The organism is Streptomyces sp. NPDC048514, from assembly GCF_043199955.1.
Lineage (GTDB): Bacteria > Actinomycetota > Actinomycetes > Streptomycetales > Streptomycetaceae > Streptomyces.
In genome coordinates, this window is the sequence record NZ_JBICWT010000003.1 from 215,947 (window position 1) to 230,157 (window position 14,211).

A 14,211-nucleotide genomic window follows, 5' to 3' on the forward strand; every position below is an offset into this window, starting at 1 on the left:
ACCGGGCCACAGAGGCGTCGCGATGATGCACAGGTCCGTCCCTTCACTTGGGTCCGCACTTTTCGGGCAGACGGGACACGTACCGGCCGTTGCGCGCTGAAGGAGGAGACAGTGGACGATAGTTCCTCGCTGAGGGCTGTGGGATGGGCGCGCTCGCTGCCCGTGAGCAGCGGGGTGAAGGTCGCCCGGGACTGGACGCGGGACCATCTTGCGTCGCTCGGCTGGTCACGGACGGCGCCGGATCTGGTGGACGCCGTCCTCGTGACCGTGTCCGAACTCGTCACCAACGCCCACGTCCACGCCCACAGCGCGGCCCAGCTGATCCTCACCTGGGACCAGGACTGCCTGCACGTGACCGTGCACGACGCGTCGCCGCAGCTGCCCGAGCAGCGGCACCCGAGTGACGAGGCACTGGGGGGACGCGGTCTGCTCCTGATCAACGCCCTCGCCGACGACTGGCAGGTCTACCGCTGCCCCTACGGCAAGGACGTCACCGCCTGCTTCCAGCCACCCCCGCCCTCCACCGTCGCCTAGCCCGGGCAGGCGGGCCGGCTCGGCGTCCCCCGCGGCGCGTACCGGCCGGTCGCGTGCCCGGCCGCCGCGGCCGCCCGCACCGACCGCTCTCACGGCAGGTCGCCGGCCCAGTCGAAGCGGCGCGGGTCACCGGGGCGCGGGTCGTACATCGCCCGGCCGCCGGCGCCGAAGCGCCCCAGCTCGGTGGGGAGGACCACGCCGGTGTCGATCGCGTCCCGGGTCCAGCCGGTGACGTCGAACAGCAGGCCGTCCAGGGGGCCGCCGACCAGTTCGACGTAGCGCGCGCCCGGCCGAGGCCCGGGGTTGTCGTGGTCGCGGCCGTAGACCCGGCCGCGCAGCAGCTGCTCATCGTCCTTGTCCATCCGTCCAGCCTCGCAGCCGGCACTGACAGTGTGGGTCCGCCCGGCCTACGGCGTACGAGTCGATCGCTCAGCCGGAGGCCGTCGCCGCGGCTGCCGAGCCCGCCGCACCGGCGGAGCCGAGCCAGGAGAGCGCCCGGGTCGGGACGGTTCAGGGCCAGGAGGGCGTCGGAGGCATCGGCGGCGACCAGGGACACGAGGACGGTCACGGCGAGGTCGTGGGCCTGGGCATGGGCGTGGGCGAGAAGTGTCGGGGGCAGGACCCGGGTCTGCCCGACCGGTCGACGAGCCGGGCCAGTTGTGGCGCCACGAGCGCGTCGGCCACCGCGCGTCCGCCGCCGGCCAGGCCGGCCGCGGCGAGGGTGCCGGTGTGGCCGCCCTGCTGCGTACCCTGGGTGCCGCGGCCTTGTTCCTGCCGGCCTCACTCGGACGCGTCGGCCTCGCGATGACCAGCCTCGGCATGGTCTGGCTCGTACTCGTCCTTGGGGAAAATGCCTACCGTGGCGGCCGGATAGAGCGGAGACTCGCCTCATGGCCGACATGAGGAGCTTCCGGGAGGCGGTCGCCGCATGGGCGGCCGGGGGCCCCGGCGACGCGGCGCGCGAACTGGCGGCGGGACTGCCCGTACGGGCGGCGGTCCTGCTGGAAGGACCGAGCGATGCCGCGGCCGTCGGCGCGCTGGCCGCGAGCCGCGGCCGGAATCTGGAGGCCGAAGGCGTCTGCGTCCTGTCGATGGGCGGCGCGATGAACGTGGGACGCTTCGCCCGCCTCCTCGGACCCTCGGGGCTGGGCCTGCGCCTCACGGGACTGTGCGACGAGGCGGAGCGCCGCTTCTACGCCCGCGGACTGGAGCGGGCCGGTGCGGCACAGCAGGCGTTCTTCGTGTGCGCCGCGGATCTGGAGGACGAACTCATCCGCGCGCTCGGCGTGGCACGGGTGGCGGAGCTGATCGGGGCGGAGGGCGACCTGCGCGCCCTGCGGACCTTTCTGCGCCAGCCCGCGCAGCAGGGTCGCCCCTCGCAGCAGCAGTTGCGGCGCTTCCTCGGCACGAAGAAAGGGCGCAAGATCCATTACGGCCGCGTCCTCGTCGACGCCCTCGGCCCCGACCGCGTACCCGCCCCGCTCGACGGCCTGCTCGCCAGTGTCTGACCGCCCAGCGGCGTGAGCCTCCGCGGCCGTACCGGGACACGCGCGGGGCGCCGGCTGCGGGGGCAGTCCGAGGGAGATCGCGGAGGCCCGCCGGCGGCAGCCGCAGGGTGGCGCCGTTGCGGGCCGCGGTGTGAGCGCATCGGTGGGGTGTGCCGGGCGCCGCGTGGGTTCCAGAGGCCAGCATCTGTCCGAACTGTGATAAATCACTGCTAACTTCCATGTTCGGCATATATGCGAGTTCCGAGAGTCGCTTCGAGGCGGCACCGGCGGACGGGGGCGAAGGATGAGCAGCGACGGACGCGTCGTGGTGGCGCCCGGGATCGCACGGCTGCACGCCTCGCCCGGACTCGCCGGGCCGGGCCGGCTCGGCCTGGTGACCAACCACACCGGCGTCCTCCCCGACCTGCGCCCTGCCGCGCCCGCTCTGCTGGAGGCCGGTGCGCGACTGGTCGCCCTGTTCGGTCCCGAGCACGGGCTGCACGGGACGGGCCAGGCGGGCGAGAGCGAGGACGCCCGATCGGACCCCGCAACCGGCCTGCCGGTCCATGACACCTACCGGCGCAGCGGCGCGCGCCTAGACGAACTGCTGCTCCACAGCGGGGTCGACGCCCTGGTGTACGACCTGCAGGACGTCGGTGCCAGGTTCTACACCTACGTGTGGACCATGTTCGACCTGATGGTGTCGGCGGCCCGCACGGGCGTCCGGTTCGTGGTCGCCGACCGGCCCAATCCCCTCGGCGGGCTCGTCAGCGAGGGGCCGCTGCTGGAATCGGCGTGGGCCAGCTTCGTCGGACGCACCCCGATACCCGTCCGCCACGGCCTCACCTGCGGCGAACTGGCCCGCCACCTCAACGCCACCTCGGTGCCGCAAGTGGCCGGCGCGGCCGTGGACCTGACGGTCGTCGAGGCAACCGGCTGGCGGCGGGACACGGACGCGGCGGCCACCGGACTGCCGTGGGTCGCGCCCTCGCCCAACATCCCGACGCCCGCAACGGCCACCGTCTACCCCGGCACCTGTCTCTTCGAAGGGACGAACGTCTCGGAGGGCCGTGGCACCACGCAGCCCTTCGAGATCGTCGGGGCCCCGTACATCGACGCCCGTTTCGCACCCTCGCTCACCGAACTCGCCCTGCCGGGAGTGCACTTCCGTGATCTGCGCTTCGTACCGACCTTCCACCGACACGCCGGCCGGCCGCTGCGCGGGGTCCAGCTCCACATCACCGACCGCGAGGCGTTCGCCCCCGTACGCACCGCCGTCGCCATGCTCGCCACTGTGCGGCGGCTGTACCCGGACGACTTCGCCTGGCACACCACGGACGGCCCGGAAGGGACCGGCCACCGTCACTTCATCGATCTGCTGTGGGGGTCCGACCGGTTGCGGCACGCCGTCGACGCGGGCGACGATCCGCTGCCGCTGTGCGATCCACCGGCGCCGCCCGGCCGGTGGGCCGGCGACGACGTGCTGCTCTATCCGTGACGCCGCACCCGCCGCGGCGGGCCGGAGCCGGCGCCGAGGGCGGCGTCCGACGTCGTCCGTGACCTGCGTAGGGAAGGACAATCCCGCCGATGACCGATCGCACGACCAGCTCCCGGGCCGGAGTCCGCGGCTTTCGCGTGGGTGACGGGCCGCAGTTGGTGCGGGCGTGGCGCCGGAGTGCGCCGGCCGACCCCATCACCCCGGACCGGTTCCGCTCCCTGGTGCTCCTCGACGCCAACTTCGACCCCGAGGGGCTTCGGGTCGCCGTCGACGGCGACCGCGTCGTCGGCGCCGCCTACGCGGTGCGCCGGATGACGCCGATGTCCGGCACGGATCTGGAACCCGAGCAGGGCTGGATCCCGTTCTTCTTCGTCGACCCGGCCGCGCGCGGGCGCGGTCTCGGCCGCCGGCTGCTGACCGATGCCCTCGACTGGCTGCACGGCCACGGCCGAACCCGGGTCGACTTCTCCTCGTACACCCCGAACTACGTCCTGCCTGGCCTCGACGCCGCGGCGTACCCGGAAGCGGCCGGGCTCCTGGAGTCCCTGGACTTCCGCACGCAGTACGAGGCGGCGGCGATGGACCGCGGTCTGGTCGGGTACCGCCTCCCGGACGACGTGGGCCGCCGCTCGGCGGAGCTGACGGCGCGAGGCTACCGGTTCGCCACTCCGTCCGACGACGACCTGGTCGACCTCGTCGCGCTCGCCGCGACCCACTTCAACCCGGACTGGGCGCGGGCGATCCGGGAGTGCCTGGCCGCGGGCACACCGCTCGACCGGATCGTCGTCGTCCGGGAGCCTTCGAGCCGCCTGGTCGGCTGGGCGATGCACGGCGCGTACGAGTCGGTGGACGAGCGGTTCGGCCCGTTCGGTGTACTGGAGGAGACGCGCGGCACCGGGCTCGGCACGGTCCTGCTGCACCTGGTGCTGGAGCGGATGCGGGCGCGCGGTGCGCACTCCGCGTGGTTCCTGTGGACCGGCGAGCGGTCCGCGGCGGGCCATCTGTACCGCAAGAGCGGTTTCAGCACGACCCGGGTGTTCCGGGTGCTGCGCCGGGAGGCCGCCCGATGACGCCGGCGCGCCACACCGGCCACCCGGCCCACCCGGACCGCCCGCCCAGGCCGCAGGGCAACGGCCAGGACCGCCCGCCCATGTCGCAGGGCGCCGGCCCGGACCGCCGTCGGCGCGCGCGCCACGACGGCGGCGGAGCCGGGCTGAGCCGCCGTCACTTCGCGCTCGCGCTCCCCTCGGCACTGCTCGCCTCCGGGTGCGCCGCACCGCACCGGGGCACCGGGCGGCCCGGGGACCCGATCGTCCTCACCCTGCTCTCCCACTACGCGAGCGGCGCGCTCAAGGAGGCCCTGCAGGGGCCGGTCGACGAGTGGAACGCCACGCACGACCGGGTCAAGGTGCGGACCAAGGCCGTCGAGTTCACCGACCTGCTGACCACGTTCATGGTCCGGCAGGCCGCGGGCCAGGGCGCCGACATCCTCCACCCGTACTGCCTGTGGGCCGGTCAGCTCGTCCGGGCCGGGGTCCTGCGGCCCGCACCGCCCGAGCACGCCGAGGAGATCCGGCGCGGCTACGGGGCGGCCGCGGTCGGCGCCTCCTCCGTGGGCGGCGAGGTCTACGGGTACCCGACCGAGGTGCAGACGTACGCCCTGTACTACAACAGACGGTTGCTGCGCGAGGCCGGCGTCGACGGCCCCCCGCGCACCTGGCGGGAGCTGGAGGAGACGGCCTACCGCACCACCCGGCGGGACGGGTACGGCAACACGCTGGTCCAGGGGTTCGGGCTGTCGACCATCGACGACTCCACCACCGTCGGCCAGACGCTCGCCCTGCTCAACGCCGCCGGCGGAACGTTCGTCTCCGCGGACGGCAGGAGCACCGCCATCGACTCGGCGGCCGGCCGGGCCGTGCTCGACCTGGAGCACCGTCTCGTCGTCGGAGGTGCGAGCGACCCCGGAGTCAACGTCTACAAGGCGTTCGCGTCCGGGCAGGTCGCCATGGTGATCAGCGCCGGCTGGTGGACCGGGAGCCTGAAGTCGGAGATGGGCGCGGGCTACCGGGATGTCGGGGTGACCGCGCTGCCCGTCCCGAAGGCGGACGGGCGGCGCGCCACCCTCTCCACCGGGTTCATGCTGGGCGTCAACGCGGCCGGCGGGCACCCGCGCGAGGCCTGGGAGTTCCTGCGCTGGCTGAACGCCGAGAAGGTGAGCGTGCGGAGCGCCGCGAAGGGCGCGAGGGCGACCCGGATGAGCTCCCTGCAGGTCTCGGTGGGCTCCTTGACCGGCCGCGCCGACGACATGCGCACGCTCCTGGGCGAGGGCGGCGATCCGAATCTGCGCCCGTTCCTGGACGCGCTGGCGTACGCGGTGCCGGAGCCGAACGTACCGGGCGCGCAGCAGGCCAAGTCGCTGCTGCGCAAGAACATCGAGGCGCTGTGGACCGGTCAGCAGTCGGTCGACGAGGCCTTGCGCTCCACCCGCCGTCAGGTCGATCAGGAGGTGTCGCGCTCATGGTGAACACCCTGGCGCCGGAGACGACCGAGCGGGCGCGCGGCCCACGGTCCGCCGCGGCCGCCGTGGACGGCCGCGGCCGGGCCCGGCGCCACCAGGCCGTCGTCGCCTATCTCTTCCTGGCGCCGGCCTTGCTGTTCTTCGCGGTCTTCCTGATCCTGCCGCTCGGCTTCGCGCTGCTGCTGTCGATGTCCCGGTGGACCGGATTCGACCTCGCTGGGATCGACCCGGTCGGTCCGGACAACTTCACCGGCCTCTTCGCCGAGGGATCGACGTTCCTGACGCCGATCCTGAGCAATACGCTGCTGTTCGCCCTCGGCACCGTGGCACTGGCGCTCGCCGGCTCCGTGCTCGTCGCCGCCTGCATCGACAGGCTGCGGTTCCAGGGGCTGTGGCGCACCCTGTACTTCCTGCCGATCGTCACGACCGTCGTCGCCGTGGGGAACGTGTGGAAGTACATGTACGAGCCGGGCGGCCTCGTCAACGGAGTCCTGAACGCCGTCGGGCTGGACTCGATGGCGTTCCTGCAGGACCCGGACACCGCGCTGCCGTCGGTGGTGGTCGTACAGGCGTGGGCCTCGGTCGGCACGGCGATCCTCGTCATGACGGCCGGGCTGAAGTCCATCCCCGAGTCGTACTACGAGGCGGCCGCGCTCGACGGCGCCGGGCCCGTCACCGTCTTCCGGAGGATCACGCTGCCGCTGCTGCGGCCGTCCCTGCTGTTCGTGTGCATCACCCAGTTCATCACCGGCCTGCAGTCGTTCGCGCTGATCATCGTGATGACGAAGGGCGGGCCGGGGGACGCGACCGACGTGGCCGCGCTGGAGATGTACCGGCAGGCCTTCAGCTACGGCGACTGGGGCACGGCGAGCGCCGCCGCCTTCGTGCTGTTCGTGGTGGTCCTCGCGGTCACCCTGGTGCAGTTGTGGATCTTCCGGCGCAAGGGGGAGGACGCATGATCCGCCGCCGTTTCCCGTGGTTGTCGTACCTGGTGGTCGTGACCGGGGCGGTGCTCACGGTGGTGCCGTTCCTCGACATGGTGTTGACGTCCTTCAAGGGGCCGGGTGAGGCGGGCACGCTGCCGTACCGGTTCCTGCCCGAGGCGTTCGACCTGTCCAACTACCGGGCGGCGATGGACCAGCTCGATCTGCCGGTGCTCTTCCGCAACAGCGTCGTCGCCACCGGCGTGATCACCGGATCGGTGCTGCTCACGTCGTCACTCGCCGGCTACGCGCTGGCCAAACTCCGCTTCCCGGGCCGGGACCTGATCTTCCGCCTGGTGCTGTCGACGATGATGTTCCCTCCGTTCGTCTTCTTCATCCCGCACTTCCTGATCCTGGTGCACTGGCCGCTGGCGGGCGGCAACGACCTGTTCGGGCGCGGCGGCGCGGGCCTGACGGTCAGCCTCGCCGCGCTCGCCATGCCGTTCCTCGTCAACGGCTTCGGGATCTTCCTGACGCGGCAGTTCATGCTGTCGATCCCAGACGAGGTCCTCGAGGCCGCGCGCATCGACGGCGCCGGCGAGTTCGCCGTGTGGTGGCGGATCGTGGTGCCGCAGACCAAGCCGGTCGTGGTGACGCTCGGGCTGCTGACCTTCGTCGACGCCTGGAACGAGTACATCTGGGCGCTGCTCGTCTCGACCGCCGATCCGGACGTGATGACCCTGCCCGTCGGCATCCAGCTCCTGCAGGACTACGTCGACCCGACCCGCACGATGCCCATCGTCATGGCCGGACTCGTCCTGAGCGTGCTGCCGGTCCTGATCGTCTTCCTGCTGCTGCAGAAGCACTACATCCGGGGCGTCATGCTCAGCGGCCTCAAGTGACGGGCCTGGCAAGGGGCGTCAGGGACAGGATCGGAAGAAGTCGATGAGCGCCGCGTTCACCTCGTCGGGGCGTTCCTGCTGGGTCCAGTGGCCGCAGCCGGGCAGTTCGAGGGGCGTGCGCCTCAGGTCGGGCATGAGGTCGGGCAGTCTCCGGATGAGCTGGGGTGTGCCGGGGAAGGCCGGGACGACGTCTCGGTCGCCGTAGATGTACAGGGCGGGCGAGGTGACGACGGCGCCGTGCCACGGAGCGGTCAGTTCCCAGTTGCGGTCGATGTTGCGGTACCAGTTGAGGGCGCCGGTGAAGCCCTGGGAGAAGCTCTCGGTGAGGGCGTCGAGATGCTCCTCGGTGAACCAGTCGGGCAGCACCTCGGGATCCGGCATGCTCGCGAGCCAGCCGCGCTCGGGGTCGATCAGCGGCTGCCTTCCCTCGCCGGCGCCGGGAGCGTCCCCGGAGGCCCAGTAGAAGAACTTGCGCAAGGCGGTGCGCGGATCCCCGGCGAACTCGGCGTCGGCGTCGGCGGAGCGGTTGATGTAGTTCCAGTAGAAGCGGCCGCCGAACCTCTTGTCCATGGCCGCCAGCGGAGCTTCCGTGCCGCGGAAGGGAGGCGGCACGCTCAGACCGGCCACCCCGAGCACCACGTCCGGTCGCAGCAGGGCGGTGTGCCAGGCCACCGGCCCGCCCCAGTCGTGCCCGACGACGTACGCCTTCTCCTCGCCCAGCGCCCGGATCAGCCCGACGACGTCGCCGACCAGGTGGAGGATGGTGTACGCCCCGACGTCCTCGGGATGGTCGCTGCGTCCGTACCCGCGCTGATCGGGGGCGACCACCCGGAAGCCCGCGTCGGCGAGCGGGCCCAGCTGCCGCTGCCAGGAGAGCCATGACTCGGGGAAGCCGTGCAGGAGCACCACCAGGGGGCCGTCGCCCTGCTCCGCGACGTGCAGCCGAACGCCGTTCACGTCGACCATCCGATGCTTGACCATGTGCCCGAGCGTACGCGCCGTGATCTTCGGACGGCGGCGCCGGTGCCAGGGCCGCGGCGGACCTGCCCCGTTCGTCCCACAGCACCGGACGCCTCGCACGTCAGCCGGCGTAGAGCCTGCCCTTCTGCACGACGTAGTGCGCCGGCTCGGAGCAGCCGATGGACGGGGTGACGAGCAGACTCACGGTGAGCGGCGCCGGTTCCGTGCTCGCGGTGGAGAACTCGCAGACGGCGCCGCTGCCGGTGAGCGGGTACCAGAACCATCCGCCGGTCTCGCCCACGGTCACCCGGTCGGACTCCTTCCAGGTGCCGCCGGCGTGGGTGAAGACCTGCAGCCGCACGGAGGCGGCGGTCGGTTCCTGTGCCGAGCGCAGCGCGGTCAGCGTGACCTTGTAGTCGCTGCCGAGGACGGACGAGGCGATCGTCCGGGCCTGCGGGGCGGCGGACGGTGCGGCGCCGGCGACACCGCGGGCGTGGGACGGTGCGGCGCCGGCGGTGCCGAGCACGGCCGCCGTGAGGAGGGTGCAGGCCGCGGTCGTGAGGACGCGGGTGCGGTTGCGGACGAGACTCATGTGTTCCCCCGATGGAACGAGTTGTACCCGAAGGCCGGATTGGTCCCTACGGAGATAGAGACCAGCCACCCGGCTCCAGGGTTGTACGGCGATTCGCGGCGGGTGGTGCCTAACGGGGGTCGGGGCCCGCACCGCCGCGAGGCGTGATGTGGAAGTCGAAGGCGAGCGTGCCCGGATCGAGGGCGGTGGCCCCGCCGTCGGCGGTGAGCACCGCGCCGTTCACGTACGACGCCGCCGGGGACAGCAGCCAGCCGATCACCTCCGCGATCTCGCGCGGCTCTCCCGGCCGCCCCAGCGGCAGCACGCCGGTCGCCTCCGCGTAGGCGGCCTCCGCTCCCCCGCCGCCCAGGTCCGCCTCCTCGGCGAAGCGGGTCATGCGACGGTCGGCCATCTCGGTGCGGACCCAGCCGGGGCACACGATGTTGGCACGCACGCCCTGGCGCCCGTAGTCGACGGCCACGGAGCGGCAGAGCTGGAGCAGGGCCGCCTTGGACGTCGCGTACGGGGCGTTGCCGGTGGCGTTGCGCAGGGCGGAGACCGAAGCGACGGCGACGACGGAGCCCCTGGACTCCAGCAGGTGCGGTATCGCCGCCCGGAGCAGCAGGAGCGGGCCGGTGACGTTGGTGCGCATCACGTCCTCCCAGTCCTGCAGCGACAGGTCACCCACCGCTCCGCCGCGCCCGATGCCGGCGTTCAGCACCAGGCCGTCGAGCCGGCCGTACGCGGTCAGGGCCGCTTCGACGAGTCCTTCGGCCGCCTCCGGGTCCCCCACGTCGGACGGATGGGCCAGCACCCCCGTCTCCCGCTCCAGGCGCCGTAGCGGTTCGGCCCGTCGGCCGGCGACGACCACCTGGTGGCCCCCCTCCATCAGCAGGCGGGCCGTGGCCTCCCCGATGCCCGTGCCTCCGCCGGTCACGACGACAACCCTCTTGTCCGTCACTGCAGTCGGCTCCCTTCACCGAGATCGTCCAGTGAGGCCGAGCCTAGAACGCGCTGATCCACCGACGTCGACTTCCGGCCGGTCACCGCCGGCGCCTACGGGGCACGGCCCCGAGGTGTCAGGTGCCGGTCTGCCCCTGATGCAGTCGTTCGCGGGTCGAGCGCAGTTCGGGGAAGGGCATGCGGGTCCGTGAGACCAGGTAGGAGGCGCCCGCCGTGCCGCCGGTGCCGGAGAGGCCGCCCACCGCGCGGTCGACCAGCGACAGGTGGGCCACCTTCCAGTGCCAGAACCGGTATCCGAGGTCGAGCAGGGTCTCCGCGAGCCGATGGGGGGCGCCGGCCCCGGACGCGCCGAGCCGGCAGACCTCCTCCACGCTGGTGCCGCGGGCGGCGAGCGCCTTGAGGAAGGCGCGGTACAGCGGGCTCTCGCCCTCGTCGGCGGTGCCTAGGCGCACCTCCAGATCGTGGAAGTTGCGCGACTGGGCTCCGCTGGCGGTGCCCAGCCGGGGGCGGAAGGCGGCGAAACGCTGGACGGGAAGCCGCTCCAGGAGCCGTACCGTCTCCTCCAGCAGACCCATCACCGCCACGGCACGGCCCAGGTGCTCCAGCGCCTGTTCCATGCCGTCGGGTGTGCCCGTGCCGTCGGCGCCGACCAGTGCCTCGGTCGCGGCGTCCAGGTCGTTCAGTGTCTGGACGAGCCACAGTTCGCTGGTCTGATGGGCGACGATGAAGAACAGTTCGGCCGAGCCGGTGGCGGTGTCGTCGCCGGCCGGGTACAGCGGCTCCTGGAGCGACAGCAGCCGCTCCAGGCGCAGATATCCGGCGTAGTCGGGTCCGGTCACGGCGATCCGCCCCGCGAGCGCAGGGCCCTGGTGTGGGCGAGCAGCCGGGCGACGCCGGTGTCGAGTTCGTCGGGGTCGCCGCAGAACGCCAGCCGGACCAGGGTGCGGGCCTCGGGCGCGGGGTCGGCGGACAGCACCCGGCCGTCGTCCGCCAGCACGGGCCGCAGGGCGAATCCGGCGGCCGGTGCCACCCCCACCTCGTGGGCCTCGAGCAGGCTCGCGGCGAAGGTCTCGGCGTCCACGCCGGTCGAGCCGACGTCGATCACGGCGTACCAGCCCCCCTGCGGGAGTTCGGCCAGCAGGCCCGCCTCCCGCAGCGCGGGCAGGGCCCGGTCGCGGTTGGCCCGCACCATCCGGGCGTTGGCGCGCGCGCTGTCCTCCGCCTTCAGCGCGGTGAGGCCGGCGTACTGGACGGGTGTCGAGGGGCCTATGATGCTCGCCTCCTGCACCACCCGCAGGGCGTGCGCCGCGGCCTCGTTGGGCGTCACCACGTACCCAAGCCGGTAGCCGGTCATCGCCAGGCTCTTGGAGAAGGTGAACGTGCTGAAGATGCGCCGTTCCTCCTCGGGCACGCCGCTCTCCAGCGAGGCGAACGACACGTGCTCGCCCTCGTAGACGAAGTGCTCGTAGGCCTCGTCGCTGACGATCTGCAGGTCGTGCGCGCGTGCCAGTTCGAGGATGGCCGCCATCGACTCGGTGTCTATCACCGCGCCGGTCGGGTTGGCCGGGGAGTTGACCAGCACCGCCCGGGTGCGGGGGGTGACGGCGGCGCGCAGCGAGTCCAGGCTGGGGCGGTAGCCGGGCCCGAGCGCGTAGAACACCGGCCGGAAGCCGGCGAGCAGCACCTGCTGGAGGTGGATGGGCCAGTGCAGTTCCGGCATCAGCAGTTCGTCGCCCGGCCGCGCGAGCGACTGGAAGAGCGCGGCGAGCCCCTGGCACGAGCCGGGTGTCACGAACACCCGGTCGGGGCTCGTGCGGTGGCCGTTCTCCGTCTCCAGCTTGACCGCCAGCGCCTCCCGCAGCGTGAGCATGCCCTCGGCGGAGGTGTAGGCGGTGCGGCCTTCGTGCACCGCGTGCTCCACGGCCAGGGCGACCTCGCGCGGCGGCGGGAAGTACGGTTCGCCGACGTGGAGTTTGACGACCGGCCGGCCGGTGGCCCGTTCCCGGTCCTCCGCCGCGCGGAAGACCGCGTGCAGACAGGAGGGGGGGATGGTGCCGGCCCGGGAGACGCGGCCCATCACCGGTCGCCGGCGCTGTCGACGGCGGCTCCGTTCGCCGGGAGGAACTCGTAGATGAAGAAGCTCTGCAGCTCCGCGGGCCGGTCGCCGATGACGTGCTTGGCGACCTGCTCGAAGCCGTTCACGGCCAGTTCGTGCTCGACGATGAGCGGCGACAGTTTGTGCTCCTCCTCGAACGCCGTCACCATGTCGTCCTTGGTGATCTGCATCTCGGCGATGGCCACCGGCCAGTGGTCCCGCTCGATGGCGTAGTCGATGACGAACTTGTACCAGTTCCACAGTGTGCGGCGGCGGCGGTCCTCCAGGACCCGGGACCACTCGGGGACGCTGCCGTCCGCGCGGTACGCCTCGATCTCGTCCCGGGCGGCGAGCAGATAGCCGCCCCCCAGCTCGATGACGTCGGCGTTCTTCAGCCGTTTGACGTCGTCCTCGGTGCAGTACTCGGGACAGAACTCGTCGCCGAGTATCAGCACGCCCCCGTCTTCGAGGAGCGTGCGGGCGTGCTGGAGGTGGCTGTGCGGCAGATGGTGGTGGCTGCCCCAGGAGATGATGACGTCGAGCGGTTCCTTCCAGTCCATGAAGTCGTCGGTGAAGACTTCGGCGCGGGGGTGGGCCGCCAGCCGGTCACGGGCCTGCCGGGCGGGGTTGGGGGCGATCTCGTTGGCGATCACCCGGCAGTCGGGCAGCCGCTGCGCGATCAGTTCGGAGAGCACCCCGGATCCGGAACCCACGTCGATGACGCTGAGCGGGCGGCCGGCCGACTCGCGCTTCTTGGCCACCAGGTCCACGATGAGCTGGTCGCCGTCGCTGATGTCGGGGTGCCCGTCCCGCATGACGGCACCGACGTCGACCCGCTTGAATTCCTCACGGCCATAGACGGTGGAAACTTCTTCGCTGCTCATTCTTCTTCTCCCTCGTCCTTTCCGGCACCGTGGTGCTCTTCGAGCGATGCCGGGCTGCTGTACGGAACAACGAGCGGTGGAATTACGAAGTGCGGCCCCCGTCGACGGGAATGAGAGCGCCGGTGACCCACCCGGCGGCTTCCGGGTCGAGCAGCCGGCACACCCAGGAGGAGATGTCGTCCGGGGTTCCGAAGCGGCCCAGCGGGGTGCTCTCGACCATGTCGTCGCGCAGTTGCGCGACCTGCTGGGGGGCGAGTCCGAGATCGTCGTACATCGGGGTGTCGACCGGGCCGGGCAGCACCGCGTTGACCCGCACGCGCGGGGCGAGTTCGCGGGCCAGCGACCGGGTGAGGCTGTTCAGGGCGGCCTTGGAAGCGCCGTACACCGCCCGGCGGGGCATGGCCAGGACACCGCCGACGGAGGAGACGTTGACCACCGATCCGCCGGCGGCCCGCAAGGCGGGCAGGGCCGCCCGGATCAGGTGGACCGGGGCCAGCAGGTTGACGTCGAGCATGGCCGTCAGATCGTTCGGGTCGGCGTCGGCCAGCGGTCCGAAACGTGCCAGTCCGGCGTTGTTCACCAGGCCGTCCAGGCCGCCGAATCGGTTCAGCGCGGCTCGTACGGCGCCGGCGGCCTCGACGGGCCGGGCGATGTCCGCCGGGTGCACGAGTGCCTGCTGGTCCGCCGCCGCGCCCGCGCTCTCGCGCAGCGCCGTGGCCCGGCGGCCGACCAGGACGACGCGGGCGTCCTCCCGGAGCAGTTGCCGTGCCACGGCGCGTCCGATGCCGCTGCCGGCGCCGGTGACGAGGAAGGTCTTTCCGTGCAGGCTCATGAGGGAAATCCCGCTCGCTTTCTTCCGCGGTCGGTCCTGTG

15 protein-coding genes are annotated in these 14,211 nt (G+C 72.3%); 7 read left to right on the forward strand and 8 right to left on the reverse strand.

Annotated features, from left to right (window positions below; translation table 11 throughout):
* Positions 1–111 precede the first annotated feature (111 nt).
* The gene (locus ACGFT2_RS06995) at positions 112–534 is read left to right on the forward strand and encodes an ATP-binding protein (RefSeq protein ID WP_393274313.1); all 423 of its coding nucleotides are present in this window, start codon (positions 112–114) and stop codon (positions 532–534) included.
* Positions 535–623: 89 nt separating this feature from the next.
* Here ACGFT2_RS06995 and ACGFT2_RS07000 read toward each other — a convergent pair whose 3' ends face one another.
* Positions 624–896: a hypothetical protein gene (locus ACGFT2_RS07000; protein ID WP_393274315.1), complete on the reverse strand. Its 273-nt coding sequence runs from the start codon at positions 894–896 to the stop codon at positions 624–626.
* 528 nt (positions 897–1,424) lie between these two features.
* Here ACGFT2_RS07000 and ACGFT2_RS07005 point away from each other — a divergent pair.
* The 6 genes from ACGFT2_RS07005 to ACGFT2_RS07030 all read left to right on the forward strand — a co-directional run bounded on the left by ACGFT2_RS07005 (position 1,425) and on the right by ACGFT2_RS07030 (position 7,865).
* Positions 1,425–2,042, forward strand: a complete 618-nt coding sequence (locus ACGFT2_RS07005) for a TOPRIM nucleotidyl transferase/hydrolase domain-containing protein (protein WP_393274317.1) — start codon at positions 1,425–1,427, stop codon at positions 2,040–2,042.
* 283 nt (positions 2,043–2,325) lie between these two features.
* On the forward strand, positions 2,326–3,519 hold the full coding sequence (locus tag ACGFT2_RS07010) for an exo-beta-N-acetylmuramidase NamZ domain-containing protein (protein WP_393274319.1): 1,194 nt from the start codon (positions 2,326–2,328) through the stop codon (positions 3,517–3,519).
* An 89-nt stretch (positions 3,520–3,608) separates the two neighbouring features.
* Complete coding sequence (locus tag ACGFT2_RS07015) at positions 3,609–4,589, forward strand: GNAT family N-acetyltransferase (RefSeq protein ID WP_393274321.1); 981 nt, start codon at positions 3,609–3,611, stop codon at positions 4,587–4,589.
* The gene (locus ACGFT2_RS07020) at positions 4,586–6,046 is read left to right on the forward strand and encodes an ABC transporter substrate-binding protein (protein WP_393274323.1); all 1,461 of its coding nucleotides are present in this window, start codon (positions 4,586–4,588) and stop codon (positions 6,044–6,046) included. The genes ACGFT2_RS07015 and ACGFT2_RS07020 overlap by 4 nt, the downstream gene beginning before the upstream one ends.
* Positions 6,040–6,999: a carbohydrate ABC transporter permease gene (locus ACGFT2_RS07025; protein WP_393274325.1), complete on the forward strand. Its 960-nt coding sequence runs from the start codon at positions 6,040–6,042 to the stop codon at positions 6,997–6,999. Before ACGFT2_RS07020 ends, ACGFT2_RS07025 begins: the two co-directional genes overlap by 7 nt.
* Complete coding sequence (locus tag ACGFT2_RS07030) at positions 6,996–7,865, forward strand: carbohydrate ABC transporter permease (RefSeq protein ID WP_393274327.1); 870 nt, start codon at positions 6,996–6,998, stop codon at positions 7,863–7,865. The genes ACGFT2_RS07025 and ACGFT2_RS07030 overlap by 4 nt, the downstream gene beginning before the upstream one ends.
* 18 nt (positions 7,866–7,883) lie before the next feature.
* On the opposite strand, the gene ACGFT2_RS07035 is transcribed toward ACGFT2_RS07030, so the two are convergent.
* From ACGFT2_RS07035 to ACGFT2_RS07065, 7 genes are all read right to left on the reverse strand, one after another.
* On the reverse strand, positions 7,884–8,846 hold the full coding sequence (locus ACGFT2_RS07035; RefSeq protein ID WP_393274329.1) for an alpha/beta fold hydrolase: 963 nt from the start codon (positions 8,844–8,846) through the stop codon (positions 7,884–7,886).
* A gap of 100 nt (positions 8,847–8,946) precedes the next feature.
* Complete coding sequence (locus ACGFT2_RS07040) at positions 8,947–9,417, reverse strand: hypothetical protein (protein ID WP_393274331.1); 471 nt, start codon at positions 9,415–9,417, stop codon at positions 8,947–8,949.
* A gap of 109 nt (positions 9,418–9,526) precedes the next feature.
* Complete coding sequence (locus ACGFT2_RS07045; protein WP_393274333.1) at positions 9,527–10,357, reverse strand: SDR family NAD(P)-dependent oxidoreductase; 831 nt, start codon at positions 10,355–10,357, stop codon at positions 9,527–9,529.
* Positions 10,358–10,475: 118 nt separating this feature from the next.
* Positions 10,476–11,198 carry a tryptophan 2,3-dioxygenase family protein gene (locus ACGFT2_RS07050; RefSeq protein WP_393274335.1) on the reverse strand — a complete coding sequence of 241 codons (723 nt, stop codon included), beginning with the start codon at positions 11,196–11,198 and terminating at the stop codon, positions 10,476–10,478.
* Entirely contained in the window at positions 11,195–12,436 is a 1,242-nt protein-coding gene (locus ACGFT2_RS07055) for a pyridoxal phosphate-dependent aminotransferase (protein WP_393274337.1), read from the reverse strand. Before ACGFT2_RS07055 ends, ACGFT2_RS07050 begins: the two co-directional genes overlap by 4 nt.
* Positions 12,436–13,338, reverse strand: a complete 903-nt coding sequence (locus ACGFT2_RS07060; RefSeq protein ID WP_393274339.1) for a class I SAM-dependent methyltransferase — start codon at positions 13,336–13,338, stop codon at positions 12,436–12,438. The genes ACGFT2_RS07055 and ACGFT2_RS07060 overlap by 1 nt, the downstream gene beginning before the upstream one ends.
* A gap of 82 nt (positions 13,339–13,420) precedes the next feature.
* Positions 13,421–14,170 (reverse strand): SDR family NAD(P)-dependent oxidoreductase, encoded by a 750-nt coding sequence (locus ACGFT2_RS07065; RefSeq protein WP_393274341.1) that lies wholly within the window; start codon positions 14,168–14,170, stop codon positions 13,421–13,423.
* Positions 14,171–14,211: the final 41 nt, after the last annotated feature.

What these genes read in the sequence shown, in the direction of transcription:
- ACGFT2_RS07000 (WP_393274315.1), bottom strand. Translation starts at nt 896, where the DNA reads ATGGACAAGGACGATGAGCAGCTGCTGCGCGGCCGGGTCTACGGCCGC.
- ACGFT2_RS07005 (WP_393274317.1), top strand. Translation starts at nt 1,425, where the DNA reads ATGGCCGACATGAGGAGCTTCCGGGAGGCGGTCGCCGCATGGGCGGCC.
- ACGFT2_RS07010 (WP_393274319.1), top strand. Translation starts at nt 2,326, where the DNA reads ATGAGCAGCGACGGACGCGTCGTGGTGGCGCCCGGGATCGCACGGCTG.
- ACGFT2_RS07015 (WP_393274321.1), top strand. Translation starts at nt 3,609, where the DNA reads ATGACCGATCGCACGACCAGCTCCCGGGCCGGAGTCCGCGGCTTTCGC.
- ACGFT2_RS07020 (WP_393274323.1), top strand. Translation starts at nt 4,586, where the DNA reads ATGACGCCGGCGCGCCACACCGGCCACCCGGCCCACCCGGACCGCCCG.
- ACGFT2_RS07025 (WP_393274325.1), top strand. Translation starts at nt 6,040, where the DNA reads ATGGTGAACACCCTGGCGCCGGAGACGACCGAGCGGGCGCGCGGCCCA.
- ACGFT2_RS07030 (WP_393274327.1), top strand. Translation starts at nt 6,996, where the DNA reads ATGATCCGCCGCCGTTTCCCGTGGTTGTCGTACCTGGTGGTCGTGACC.
- ACGFT2_RS07035 (WP_393274329.1), bottom strand. Translation starts at nt 8,846, where the DNA reads ATGGTCAAGCATCGGATGGTCGACGTGAACGGCGTTCGGCTGCACGTC.
- ACGFT2_RS07040 (WP_393274331.1), bottom strand. Translation starts at nt 9,417, where the DNA reads ATGAGTCTCGTCCGCAACCGCACCCGCGTCCTCACGACCGCGGCCTGC.
- ACGFT2_RS07055 (WP_393274337.1), bottom strand. Translation starts at nt 12,436, where the DNA reads ATGGGCCGCGTCTCCCGGGCCGGCACCATCCCCCCCTCCTGTCTGCAC.
- ACGFT2_RS07060 (WP_393274339.1), bottom strand. Translation starts at nt 13,338, where the DNA reads ATGAGCAGCGAAGAAGTTTCCACCGTCTATGGCCGTGAGGAATTCAAG.
- ACGFT2_RS07065 (WP_393274341.1), bottom strand. Translation starts at nt 14,170, where the DNA reads ATGAGCCTGCACGGAAAGACCTTCCTCGTCACCGGCGCCGGCAGCGGC.